Below are 12,553 nucleotides of genomic sequence, written 5' to 3' on the forward strand. Positions count from 1 at the left end.
CTTTATATAATCATAAATCTTATTAAAATGGTGATATTTATGAGTGAAGAATTTGACAACTGGAATAAAATAAAAAAAGAAACACAAGAGACAAAAATAGCTTTTATATTCAAAGTTCGTGAGATATATTGGTTAAAAGTGGGACAAAATATCGGTTATGAAGTTTATGGAAAAGGTGAAGAATTTTTAAGACCAGTTTTGATACTTAGAAAGTTTTCAAAAGATAGTTTTCTAGGTATTCCACTTACAAGTTCAAAAAAAGATGATATGTTTCATTTTGAATTTATACCAATTCATAAAGAAAAAACTAATTACGCAATGCTTTCTCAAATAAAACTTTTTTCAGCCAAAAGAATACATGATAAGATGGGTAAAATTTCAATTGAAGATTTTGAGAAAATGAAAATAAAATTGGATTGTAATATACTCCCCTAAAAGATTAGGGGCTTCCTGCAATCAGGTTGGTTTGTAGTGAAATTATAGTATAAAATAAAATCTTAGTCAAGTTATTGTATTAATCCATAACAATAACCTAAAAATCTAGAGAACAAACTCCAACTTCTAATCTAAATATATCACATCCAGATCTTCTTCTTGAGTATTATTTTTAATATATTCTAAAGCTTTAAGTGCAAGAATATATTTTATATTATTTACATCTACATTTTCAATAATCCAAAGTAAATAATCACTATCTACATCAACCCATTTATAATTAGAAAATTTTCCAAAACCAATCTTTTGGGTTTCTATTGGGGAGTTATATATTTCTTCTAATTGTTCTTTTGCTTGTATATTTCCCATATCTGCAAGACCATTAAGATATTCAGTTGATAGTTTATCCCACTCTAAACCGTTATATATACCAAAATCAATTGTATCTGACATTTATCTGATTCCTTAGTTTATTTTATGATACTATTTTCTAGTTGGGGATATATTTAAAGCAAAAGTTGATTTGTGAATTACTAAAGAAGCAAGAAAAAGGTTTTTTTGGAAAAAAATTATACTCTTGAGTTTAAACATCATAGGAGATATTAAGAGTAGCTTTAGAATAAGCTAGGCTAAATAGCCTAACTTACTTTTTATATCACTCCAAGTTTATTTAAAAACAATAAAACTATTGCAATAGGTACAATAAATCTTACTAAAACAAACCAGATTTTAAATACTGTTTGTGGAACATATTTTGTAAAGATTTGTTTTAATTTGTTTGTATCTGCAAAGAAACCTAAGAAGATACAAGTTATAAATCCTGATATTGGCATAGCTATAGAAGATGTCAAATAATCCAACCAATCAAATAAATTTTTATTAAAGAATGTTAATAAAGAACCATACTCTTTACTCATAGATAATAAAGCAAAAATACCTAAAATATAAAAAAATGAACCAGCAATTACCGTTGCCTTTTTTCTTGTTATTTTATATGTTTCCATTAAATACATTAATGGTGGCTCTAGGAGTGAAACTGCTGATGTAATTCCAGCAAATAATAAGGCTACAAAAAAAGCTAAGGCAATTATTTGTCCAAATATTCCCCATCCTCCAAATATTAGTGGTAATGATATAAATACAAGACCAGGACCAGCTGTACTTTTTGCACCTGCTGCAAATAGGAAAGAAAAGATAATAACTCCTGCAATTAATGCAACAGCTGTATCAACCATTGCAACCATTATAGAAGACTTTATAAAGTTTCCATCTTTTGGCATAGAAGCAGAGTAAGTAATAATAATAGCCATACCAAGAGACAATGTGAAAAATGCTTGTCCTACAGCTGCTAAAATCGCATTTTCGTCTATTTTTGACCAGTCAGGCATAAACATAAACTCTAAAGCTTTTGAAAAAGAATCAAGAGTAAAAGAGTATGCTAATAGACCCAAAAGAATAATTGCAAGTAAAGGCATTAAGATTAAATTTAATTTTTCAATACCATTTTTTACACCCTTTAAAATAATATAAATAACTGTTGCCGTAACAATAGTATGAAATAAGATTTGTAATCCTATTTTTTCAGTAATTAAGGTTGTAAATACTGTTTTGGATTCTTCTAAAGTAGTTGGAAGTCCTGTAAAAGATATAATGATATAATTTAAAATCCAACCAATAATAAAAGCATAAAAAGATAAAATTACAATTCCAGAAAATATTTGAAATCCTGCCCATCTCCAGTTTTTGTTTTTTGATTTTGAAACAATCTGATATGCAGCAGCTGCATTTGCTCTTGATTCTCTACCTATATACGATTCTGCAATAAAAATTGTTAGACCAATAAAAGCAATAGCTAACAAATAAATAAGTACAAAAGCTCCTCCTCCATTTTCACCTGTTACATAGGGAAATTTCCAAATATTACCAAGACCAACAGCAGATCCTGCTGCTGCTAAAATAAATCCAACTCTTGAAAATCCTGTTTTCATCTATATAGCTCCTAATTTATTTAATAATAAAATTACAATAGCAATAGGAACAACAAATCTAATTAAGAAATACCAAGTATTAAAAACACTTGATGAACAGTGTGCTAAGAATTTTTCTTCTAAAAGTTTTTTATCAACAAAATACCCTAAAAATACGCAAGTTAAAATTGCTGCAAGGGGCATCATAACTGATGAAGTCATAAAATCCATAATATCAAAGGCGTTTTTCCCAAAAAAAGTTAACTCATCTGCATAGGTTTTTGACATAGAAAGTAGGGCAACTATACCTAAAATATAAAAAGTTGAACCACATATAATTGTAGCTTTTGCCCTTGTGATTTTAAATCTTTCAATAAAAAACCTAAGTGCTGGTTCGATCATTGAAACAGCTGATGTAATTCCTGCAAAAACTAAAGCAACAAAAAACGACACAGCAATTATATGACCTAATAATCCCCATCCTGAAAAAATAACTGGAAGAGAAATAAACACTAGTCCAGGTCCAGCAGCACTTGGTGCTCCTGCTTCAAAAAGAAAAGAAAAGATAATCAATCCTGCTACAATTGCAATTGTAGTATCAACTGCTGCTACATAAAAAGATGATTTAACAAAATTAGTCTTTTTAGATAATGATGCAGAATATGTTAAAATAGTACCCACTCCAAGAGACAATGTAAAAAAAGCTTGTCCTAATGCAGCTAATAAAGCATTTCCATCAATTTTACTAAAATCAGGAATAAACATAAAAGATACTGCTTTAGAAAAAGAATCAAGTGTAAAGGCATAAATTAAAAGACCTATTAATATTAATCCTAGTAAGGGCATCAATATCAAATTGATTTTTTCAATCCCTTCTTTAATCCCTTTTAATACAATAAAAACAACAGACCCCGCAATTAAAGTATGATAAATAAGAAGAGAGCCAATATCATTTGAAATTAAGTTTTCAAATTTTGCACCAGCAATTTCTGTTTTTGTAGGTAAGGTATCAAATGAACTTACAACATAATTTAAAATCCAACCTAAAACAACAGAATAAAAAGATAGAACAATTAACCCTGTTGCAACCATAAAACCAGCTAGTTTCCAATTTGGATTTTTAGATTTTGACATAATTACAAATGAAGTTGATACATTTGCTTGACCATTTTGACCAATTACAGCTTCTGCAAGAAATACAGTAAGTCCAATAAACAAAATAGCAACAAGGTAAATTAGTACAAAAGCACCTCCACCATATTCTCCTGTAATATAAGGAAACTTCCAAATATTACCAAGTCCAACAGCAGAACCAGCTGCTGCTAAAATAAATCCGATTCGTGAGAATTTATTAACCATACAAACCTTTTTTTTAATTTTTGTAATTATAGTGAAATGTAAATGAGATTTTTATGTAATGAGTAAAATTATCCTAAAATCTTGTCAAGTATATATTTAAAATATATTTATTAATGTTATCATATAAAAAAATAAAACTTTAAATTTGAATGATGAAAGTAAGTAAATGAATCTCTCTAAATCTCTCTACACAAAAGGTATTCAATGCCCCAAAGCCCTTTGGCTTAAAAAATATAAACCAAGTGTCCTAACACCACCAGATGAGCAAGCACAGGCTATATTTGAAACAGGAAATATAGTAGGGGACTTTGCTTGTGAGCTTTTTCCTGATGGCAAAGAAGTGCCTTTTACTAGAGATTATTATGAGATGATAGCTACAACTAAAAAGTGGCTTGATGAGGGATTGTCTAGTATCTATGAAGCTACTTTTAACTACGAGGGTATTTTAGTCATGGTGGATATTTTGACTATTTCTAATGGTGAAGTATCTATCTATGAAGTTAAAAGCTCTACAGAGGTAAAAGATATATATCTTCATGATGTATCTATTCAGTATTATGTTTTACAAAACTTAGGCTTTAGTATAAAAAGTGCAAGTGTAGTACATATAAATAGTGAGTATGTAAGAGGTGAGTCTTTAGAGTTAAATAAGCTTTTTAAGATAGTTGATGTTACAAGTGAGGTGCAAAACTTACAGACAAATATTCCAAGCATATTAAAAGAGTTTGAAATATATTTGAATGATAAAGAAAATGAGCCAAATATTGATATAGGAAAACATTGTAACAAACCCTATGAATGTGATGCTAAAAACTATTGTTGGAAAGGGCAAAGGGATATACCTGATTATTCTATATTTAATATCTTCAATCTTGGAAGTAAGAAGCAGATTGAACTATACAATAATGGTATCATAGATATTGCTGATATCCCAGAAGATTTTGATATGACTACTATTCAAAAACAAGCAATAGAAAACTATAAATCAAAAGCAAGCTACATAGACAAAGAAAATATCAAAGCCTTTTTAGAAAACCTAACCTACCCAATCTATCACTTAGACTTTGAAACCTATCAACAAGCCATACCAGAGTATAAAGGACTAAAACCCTTTGAACAAATCCCTTTTCAATATTCACTTCATATTGAATATGAAGATGGAAAATTAGAACATAAAGAGTATTTGGCACAAGATAGTGTTGATAGTAGATTCGAACTAGCCCAAAAGTTATGTGATGATATACCAAATAATGTAACAGTATTAGCTTATAACATGAGTTTTGAAAAAGGTGTGATAAAAAGACTAGCAAACACATTTACAGACCTTGAACAGCACTTATTGGCTATAAATGAAAACATACAAGACTTAATGACACCTTTTCAAAAGAAGTGGTATGTAACTGCTAGTATGAATGGAAGCTACTCCATAAAGTATGTATTACCAGCACTTGTACCAGAGTTTGAAAAAGCTTACAAAGAACTTGAAGGTGTACAAAATGGAAGTCAAGCTATGAATGCCTTTGCACGTATGAGTAAGCTAGAAGAGGGCGATAAAAAGAAACTTAGAAGTGCACTTTTAGAGTATTGTAAACTTGATACTTTGGCTATGGTGAAGGTGTTGGCAAGATTAAGAAAGCAAGTCTAATTTAATTTTCATCTAAAATTCTATCTTCCATCTTTGAAATAGCAGATCTTAGTATTTTACTATCAAAACCAAATTCTTCTGCTTTTGCAACTGCTTCTTCAATAATTTTAGAATCAAACGGTTTTACTATATTACATAGTTTTTTTACAACATGTAAAATTTGAGCATGCTTTTTATGCTCTGGTAAAGCTTTTTCTGGGTTGTCACTGAATTTTATATAATTTATGATATTTTTAGTCAAATTCCAGTGTTTAAATATAGCAGAAGTAACTTCTGCTGTTGTCATACCAACATATTCTTTTTCAATGATTTCTAATTTGTCAAAATTACTTAAAATCTTTTGTGAGAACTCTTGGGTTTTATTTTCTTCTACAATGGCATTATTTATAATAAATTTTCCACTTTCTTGTAAAAAAGCAGACAAAAGTAATTCATTTCTTAGTTCATTATCAAGTTTTCCAATCCAAAGGTTCACAAGATTTGATTGCATATTTGCTATTCTCAAGAACTCATCACTTGAAGCATTGTATGCATTTAAATCACTATCTAAAGCTCTTTTGATACCACTTCCTAAAGCAATAGAAATTGTAAAATTAACACCCAATAAATTAACTGCTCTATTTAAAGTATCAACTTTACTCACAAATCCAAACATTGCGGAATTTGCTGTTTTTAATATACTTGAAACCATAAGAGGATCTTGTTCTATAATTTTACTTAATGCTTCAATATCATAATTATTGGTGCTTTTAAAATCTTCTATATCAAGTAAAGTTTTAGGCAAAGGAGCCAAGGTGTCAATCATTTTTAAAAGTTCAATGTATGTCATATAAATCCTTAAATAAAATAGTTGTTTATCAATGCTCTGTTAAAGAGTTTTTAGCTATATCTTTTAATGGTTTTATTAGGTATCTTAAAATACTTTTTTTACCTGTTAAAATATTAATATTAGCAGCCATACCAGGTAGAATTGGTGTTTTATTATCAAATCCAAGTTTATTTGCTTTTACTTTTATAAAGTAGTTCAGATTACCAATTTTATCTTCTGTGCTATCCGGAGATATAGATATAATTTTACCTTCTAATAAACCATATCTTGAAAAATCATAAGCAGTTATTTCTATAGAAACTTTTTGGTTAGGCCATATTTGTGCTCTATCTGATGCTCTTATTTTTGCTTCAATAATCAAAGAGTCTTCTATAGGTGTTATTTCTGCTATATTGTCTCCTGGTTTAATTATTCCACCTACTGTATTAAAATAAAGTTTATTAACTATTCCATTTACTGGGCTTATAACAAATTTTCTTAATTCTCTATCTTCACTTGCTTTGTATTTTTCTTCTATTTGTTTGATCTGAAGATTTACTTCTGATAATTGTTTTAAGTTTTTTGATAATATTTCAGAATTTACATTTTTATATTTTTTTTCAGATTCATTTATCTCTTCTTGGGCAATTGGAATTTTACTTTTTAATTCTTGTATTTCTGTTACAAGTGTTTGTTTTTTCGATAATTCTACTAAATAATTCTTTCTTGAAATAATATTTTTTTTAAGTAAAGCATCTTGAATCTCCATATTTTCTTTTGCAAGTTCCAATTCAACTTGAATATTAAAAAATTTGGTTTTTAATTCTTCTAGTTTTAATTTCTTTTGTTTTAATTGATTTTGGGCAATGCCAATTAATCTTTTTTTATTTGCCATCTCTTCATTATAAATATCAACTTCATTTTTTATTATGTTATCCATATCAAAAGTTAATTCAGAAGGAAAAGATAACTCTTTATCTTCAATTAGTGATTCTAGTCTTTTAGCTTTTATTTTAAGTGCCATAATTTCTAAATTTTGTGATTTTTTATCTGCCATAAAATATTTATTTTTGATTCTATATAAGATATCACCTTTTTTTACTCTATCTCCCTCTTGAACCAAAATTTTTGATATGATACCACCTTCAAAGTGTTGTAGTATTTTTGTTTGCCCTGATGGAATTACTTTCCCTTCTCCTTTTACTACTTCATCAATATCTGTAAATGTAGCCCAAATAAAAAAAATCAGTACAAATAAAATCATAGGATAAACAACTATTTGGTAGTTCCAATCTTCATCTTGGTAATATAGCTTCATCTTTTTACCTCTGGATTTCTTAGGGCTTGTAGAACAGCATCTCTTGGTCCATTAGCTACAATTTTACCCTCATTGATAACGATAAGTCTATCAACTAATTCTAAAGCTGCAAATCTATGTGTAATCAGAATCAAAGTTTTTTCTTCTACAATATTCTTCAAATTAAGCATTAATTTTTTTTCTAATCCAACATCTAATCCTGTTGTTGGTTCATCCAAAATCAAAATTGATGGGTCATTTGCTATTGCCCTTGCAAGACCTACTAAATGTCTTTGTCCTGTACTTAAATTAGAACCTCTTTCACCTACAGGTATACCATCACCTTGACCACTTTTTTTAACTAAATCTTCTAATCCTGTCAATTTAATTAATTCCATCATCTTTTCTTTACTAATAGGTTTTGATAGCTCAATATTTTCTTTTAATGTTCCATTAAATAAAAATGGTTCTTGTGCCATTACCCCTATATTATCCCTTATTTCAACAGGATGTATTGTTGAAATATTATGATTATCTATAAAAATACTACCTTGTGTTGGATGAAGTAAACCTGTAAGCAATTTTAATAAAGTAGATTTACCAGCACCTGTTTGGCCAATAATTCCTATTTTTTCACCTCTCTTTATTTTTATATTAATATTATCCAATGATGGATATTTTGCATTTTTAAAGTAAAAAGAGACATTTTTTAGTTCGATATCTCCATGTAGTTTCCCAAGTCCTATCTCAATATTCTTTTCATTTTCTAATGGCAAACTCCAAAAATCTCTAAGATTTGTAAGTGAGTCTTTTATCTCTTTAAACTTTATGACCATAGATGAGATATTTATAACTGGTACCATTGCTCTACTTGCCAATATTGTTACAGCAATTAATCCACCCACACTTAAATTTTTGTTTGATATTTCAAATACTCCTACAGCTATTACAAGAATTGTTGTTAGTTGAATAAGTGATTGTGAAATATTAATAGCAAAAGTATTTACTTTTTGTATTTTCACTTGAACATCTTCCGTATGTGAGATGATACTTCTCCATTTGAAAATTTTAGAAGATAAGGCATTTGATAGTTTTACAGTATCAGTTGCTTGAATAGATTCAATTAAAAAATTATGTTTAGATTGTACATTGTCCAGATGTTTTTTGCTCAAATTAGAAATAGGTATTTGTAAAGATAAATTTATAACTATTATAGTTATTGAAATAAAAAGTGGAACCATAGCAACAGTTGATGAAATCAAGAATATAGTAATCAAAGCAAAAAAGAAAAATGGGAAATCAATCAATTGCATAATCGTTCTAGTTGCAAAAAAATCTCGAACAGTTGAAAGTTCTTTAAACAAATTAACTTTAGCTCCTGTCATCATCACATCATATTGTGCTTGCAAAGCTAAAACTCTTTTCATAAGTGCTTCTTCAAAATAAATAGAGAGTTTTTTACCAGTTTTATCAACAATATGACTTCTTGCACTTTTAAATACAAGGTCAAAAATCAATACAATTATTAGACCAAGACTTAATACAAAAAGTGTATCATAAGCAGCATTTGGAACAACTCTATCATATACAATCATTGTAAATAATGGTGTAAATAAAGCAAAGATATTAATAAAAAAAGTTAAAATACCAACTTCAACATAAGACTTCCAAAAAGATTTAATGGGGTTCCAAAACCAATTATTATCGATGGTTTTATCTAATAACTCTTTTTTTGTATCTTCCCTAAAAATTAAAATTGCTGTATTATATTTTTTTAACTCTTTATAGCTGATTTCACGTACTTGTTCTCTCAAAGAATCATATATTTCTATTTTTTTATTTGCTATGTTTTTTCTATAAATTACAGAGTTGTTATTTTCATCTATTATTATGCATGGTAGGAAATGTGAGGGAATATCTTGTGCATTTAAATCTTTTTTGATACATATTAATCCAATTTGTTCACAAACTGTAAAAATTGAGTCAATATCAAAATCATCATCTTTTATGGCATCTAAACTTAATATGGTATTTACACTAACTTCACCATAGTAAAAATCTAGCATATATTTAAAAGTAGGTAGAAGATTTTTTATAGCATTCAAAATAAACCTTAGTATTGTAAAATGGGGAAGATTTTAACTAAAATATCCTTATAGAAAAGTAATAATTTAAGTTATACTTATGTTTCTATAATGTATCATTGCCACTTATTAAAATTTAGGAATAATTAAGAATGTTTACATTTATCAAGCGACTTCAAGAATTAATTGCAAAGCTTAAAAAGAATAAAGGTATGTGGTTTACTACCTTAACTGTGTTATCTGTTATGGGAATCTTTTTTTGTATGTATGTTATAACTACAATGACAGACAGAGTTTCAAAAGAAGTATATGCAAGTATGACTAAAAATTATGAAAACATTCTAAAAATAAGAATAGAAAATAAAAAGAAAGAGTTTGAAAAATTATTTGTTTCTATAGAACAAAATGGAACTCTATTAGGTGGAATTGAGAACAATAATAAAATAATGTTTGAAGCTATTTCAAATTATTTAAATGAAGAATTTTTAAAAATGGGGTATCCAGATTTAAAAATAAAAATTTATAATGTTGAAAATAAAGATAAAGTATTAAGAAATACAATCAATACTGTAATAAACACAAGAAAACCTCTTTTTGGGTCAGAAGTTCTACCAGAAGGTGTATTTTATTCATATCTTTCTCCATTGATAAGAGATGGAGAAGTTTTTGGTGTTGTTGAATTTAGAGATTCAATACACTCTTTTCAAAGTGATTTTTTAAGACAAGGTAGTGATTATGTTTTTATTTTAGACAAAAAGATGTTGCCTTTTATCTCTTTAGAATACAAAAATAATAGATATGAAGAGATAAACGAACAATTTATTTTTGAAAAAGCAAGATATGATACTCTTTTTTCAACAACAATTAAAAATATTGAAGAAGAAAAATTTCATAAATTTTTACAGTCAAAATATATTGTTGATGATGGTTATTTTAGATCAATAAAGAAAATTACAGATATAAATGGTGCAGAAATTGGTTATATGATAGTAGGAGAAACTACAGAAAGTAGTGGTGGATTTGTTCATATTGCTGAAAATATGACAAATACTGTAACTACAGTTGCTTTAGGGCTTATAATATCTATCATTTTATTTTTATTTTAAGGTAAGTAATGAGAAGACTTAAAATATTAAAAATATATTTTATATTTTGGCTTTTTATATTTTTCTTAGTTTTTTCAAACTTTGATAGTTTCATAAACTTTTTTATGGCCACTCTTACTTTTAATATTGCTGTACTTACAATTTTGGGAATTGGTATGGTTATTGTTTATCATGCGGCATTTAGATTAACAATGCTTGCTGGTACATTTGGGATATTGGCATATAAAAAGGGCGATGAATTAATTTATTATCTAAATGGTATTGATAAAATTATGCCAGCAAATATTGCTCATATGTTTTATAAAAGAGCAAAATCTGGTACTTTATATTTTACTCAAAGCGAAGCAAAAGATGTTACAACTTGGTTGGAAGAGAAGTTTGAAAATCAAAAGATATATATAAACTTCTTTACAGCAACTGCCTTAATGATAGGTCTTTTTGGAACATTTACAGGACTTTTAAAATCAATTGATGAAATGGGTGCTATTGTATTATCTCTAGGTGGAGATATTAATTTAACTGAAGTTATTGGTAGCTTTTCAGGACCTTTAAGTGGTATGGCAATTGGATTTGGTTCATCATTATTTGGTGTTGCTACTGCTATTATTTTAAGTTTAAAGACATATATCCTAAGTAGAAATCAAGAAACCTTTATAGAGGGTATAGAAGATTGGATGAAGGGTAAAATCATTGATACCCAATCTGATGAAGTAATTCAACAGTTCAATGAGGCCTCAGGAATTCGTACAACTGTTACTAATGCTGTAAGTTCTTCTAATCAAAATAGTGGTATTTCTGGGGAACTTGTTATTCGTAAGTTTTTAGATATCTTCTCTGAGTCCATGAGTGAATTAAAAGATGATCTTAAAAAAAGTAGTGAAGCAAATGAAGTTTTATTTAAAATTTTATCTGATAACTTGGAATCAAGTTCAAAAATAACTGGAAATCAACTTACTTTATTGGAAGGCATTAATAATTCAATCAAAGAATTAAATATAAATCAATATAGTAACTCTAATACTTTAGATGAATCAATACAAAGCTTAGCAAATATTGCAACAAGTCAAAATAAAAATATAAGACAATTATTGGAAGTGCAAAATCAGAACAATGAAATGATGATGGACTTTATGAATAAATTTGATGCAAGACTATCTAAAATTGAAAACAAGTAATTGGATAAATAATGGGTAAAAAACGCGTTGAAGAATTTAACCCTTGGCCACCATTTGTTGATATCTTTTCTTCTGTAATATTGGTTTTGCTACTTTTTTTACTGATTACTATTGTTAATATCGCTTATTATGCACAGTTTAAATTCAAAGTTTCTTATACTGGAACAATTGCTACAAATGAATTAATTCTTCAAAATAGTACCTCTCAAGTTTCTAAAAAAGAAAAAATTGATGTAAAGATAGATGATCCTATAGAAAAAACAGAAGATATTGGTGATATACAAAGTGCTGGTAAAGATTTAAGTAGAATTTATGAAGATGATAATACAAAACAAAAAATAATATCATCTGATGATTATCTTGTGATTAATTTTGGAAGCAATACTATAAAACTAGATGATCCAATTATTGTCCAAATTAAAGATTTTATTGCAAAAGTAAAAAAGAAATATCCTAATCATATTGTTCAAGTAAGTGCTGTTGATCCTACAAATCAAATTAGTGCTACGGTGATGAAACAAATATCATTAGCTCGTACTTTAAATGCAAGGAATCTTGTTAGAAAGCTTAATTATAAAAGAAAAGATGTTCAAGTTGATTTACTAAATCCAAAGAGTTTAAATATTAATAATAAGAATGAATTTGGTTATCTTATTCTTAAAGTAGAGAAGAAGTAG

General features: G+C 27.8%; 11 protein-coding genes. 5 read left to right on the forward strand and 6 right to left on the reverse strand.

Annotated elements, in window-relative coordinates:
* Positions 1-39 precede the first annotated feature (39 nt).
* Entirely contained in the window at positions 40-435 is a 396-nt protein-coding gene (locus tag ACNI3D_RS08070) for a type II toxin-antitoxin system PemK/MazF family toxin (RefSeq protein ID WP_419768922.1), read from the forward strand.
* Positions 436-561: 126 nt separating this feature from the next.
* Here ACNI3D_RS08070 and ACNI3D_RS08075 read toward each other — a convergent pair whose 3' ends face one another.
* From ACNI3D_RS08075 to ACNI3D_RS08085, 3 genes are all read right to left on the reverse strand, one after another.
* The gene (locus tag ACNI3D_RS08075) at positions 562-888 is read right to left on the reverse strand and encodes a hypothetical protein (RefSeq protein ID WP_419768923.1); all 327 of its coding nucleotides are present in this window, start codon (positions 886-888) and stop codon (positions 562-564) included.
* A 197-nt stretch (positions 889-1,085) separates the two neighbouring features.
* Entirely contained in the window at positions 1,086-2,423 is a 1,338-nt protein-coding gene (locus ACNI3D_RS08080) for a sodium-dependent transporter (RefSeq protein ID WP_419768924.1), read from the reverse strand.
* Entirely contained in the window at positions 2,424-3,761 is a 1,338-nt protein-coding gene (locus ACNI3D_RS08085; protein WP_419768925.1) for a sodium-dependent transporter, read from the reverse strand. It lies immediately after the preceding gene.
* 166 nt (positions 3,762-3,927) lie between these two features.
* Here ACNI3D_RS08085 and ACNI3D_RS08090 point away from each other — a divergent pair, with 166 nt between their 5' ends.
* Positions 3,928-5,406, forward strand: a complete 1,479-nt coding sequence (locus tag ACNI3D_RS08090) for a DUF2779 domain-containing protein (RefSeq protein WP_419768926.1) — start codon at positions 3,928-3,930, stop codon at positions 5,404-5,406.
* 1 nt (position 5,407) lies between these two features.
* Here the strand turns inward: ACNI3D_RS08090 and ACNI3D_RS08095 are convergent, their stop codons facing one another.
* The 3 genes from ACNI3D_RS08095 to ACNI3D_RS08105 are packed head-to-tail and all read right to left on the reverse strand — an operon-like array spanning position 5,408 to position 9,616.
* Positions 5,408-6,235 carry an HDOD domain-containing protein gene (locus ACNI3D_RS08095; protein ID WP_419768927.1) on the reverse strand — a complete coding sequence of 276 codons (828 nt, stop codon included), beginning with the start codon at positions 6,233-6,235 and terminating at the stop codon, positions 5,408-5,410.
* A gap of 28 nt (positions 6,236-6,263) precedes the next feature.
* Complete coding sequence (locus ACNI3D_RS08100) at positions 6,264-7,532, reverse strand: HlyD family type I secretion periplasmic adaptor subunit (protein ID WP_419768928.1); 1,269 nt, start codon at positions 7,530-7,532, stop codon at positions 6,264-6,266.
* On the reverse strand, positions 7,529-9,616 hold the full coding sequence (locus tag ACNI3D_RS08105; RefSeq protein WP_419768929.1) for a type I secretion system permease/ATPase: 2,088 nt from the start codon (positions 9,614-9,616) through the stop codon (positions 7,529-7,531). The genes ACNI3D_RS08100 and ACNI3D_RS08105 overlap by 4 nt, the downstream gene beginning before the upstream one ends.
* Before the next feature lie 131 nt (positions 9,617-9,747).
* Here ACNI3D_RS08105 and ACNI3D_RS08110 point away from each other — a divergent pair, with 131 nt between their 5' ends.
* Genes ACNI3D_RS08110 through ACNI3D_RS08120 form a run of 3 tightly spaced genes read left to right on the forward strand, consistent with a single transcriptional unit; the run spans position 9,748 to position 12,553 of the window.
* A complete protein-coding gene (locus ACNI3D_RS08110) occupies positions 9,748-10,701 on the forward strand; it encodes a hypothetical protein (RefSeq protein ID WP_129101317.1) in 954 nt (317 codons plus the stop codon).
* A gap of 8 nt (positions 10,702-10,709) precedes the next feature.
* Positions 10,710-11,876 (forward strand): hypothetical protein, encoded by a 1,167-nt coding sequence (locus ACNI3D_RS08115; protein ID WP_129101316.1) that lies wholly within the window; start codon positions 10,710-10,712, stop codon positions 11,874-11,876.
* Positions 11,877-11,887: 11 nt separating this feature from the next.
* On the forward strand, positions 11,888-12,553 hold the full coding sequence (locus ACNI3D_RS08120) for a hypothetical protein (protein ID WP_129101315.1): 666 nt from the start codon (positions 11,888-11,890) through the stop codon (positions 12,551-12,553).

The sequence above is a fragment of the Arcobacter siniprincipis (SeqCode) genome, assembly GCF_048571125.1.
Lineage (GTDB): Bacteria > Campylobacterota > Campylobacteria > Campylobacterales > Arcobacteraceae > Arcobacter > Arcobacter siniprincipis.

Excerpts from the sequence above, each read along its gene's own strand:
- ACNI3D_RS08095 (WP_419768927.1), bottom strand. The coding sequence starts at position 6,235 with ATGACATACATTGAACTTTTAAAAATGATTGACACCTTGGCTCCTTTG.
- ACNI3D_RS08070 (WP_419768922.1), top strand. The coding sequence starts at position 40 with ATGAGTGAAGAATTTGACAACTGGAATAAAATAAAAAAAGAAACACAA.
- ACNI3D_RS08110 (WP_129101317.1), top strand. The coding sequence starts at position 9,748 with ATGTTTACATTTATCAAGCGACTTCAAGAATTAATTGCAAAGCTTAAA.
- ACNI3D_RS08115 (WP_129101316.1), top strand. The coding sequence starts at position 10,710 with ATGAGAAGACTTAAAATATTAAAAATATATTTTATATTTTGGCTTTTT.
- ACNI3D_RS08080 (WP_419768924.1), bottom strand. The coding sequence starts at position 2,423 with ATGAAAACAGGATTTTCAAGAGTTGGATTTATTTTAGCAGCAGCAGGA.
- ACNI3D_RS08090 (WP_419768926.1), top strand. The coding sequence starts at position 3,928 with ATGAATCTCTCTAAATCTCTCTACACAAAAGGTATTCAATGCCCCAAA.
- ACNI3D_RS08085 (WP_419768925.1), bottom strand. The coding sequence starts at position 3,761 with ATGGTTAATAAATTCTCACGAATCGGATTTATTTTAGCAGCAGCTGGT.
- ACNI3D_RS08075 (WP_419768923.1), bottom strand. The coding sequence starts at position 888 with ATGTCAGATACAATTGATTTTGGTATATATAACGGTTTAGAGTGGGAT.
- ACNI3D_RS08100 (WP_419768928.1), bottom strand. The coding sequence starts at position 7,532 with ATGAAGCTATATTACCAAGATGAAGATTGGAACTACCAAATAGTTGTT.
- ACNI3D_RS08120 (WP_129101315.1), top strand. The coding sequence starts at position 11,888 with ATGGGTAAAAAACGCGTTGAAGAATTTAACCCTTGGCCACCATTTGTT.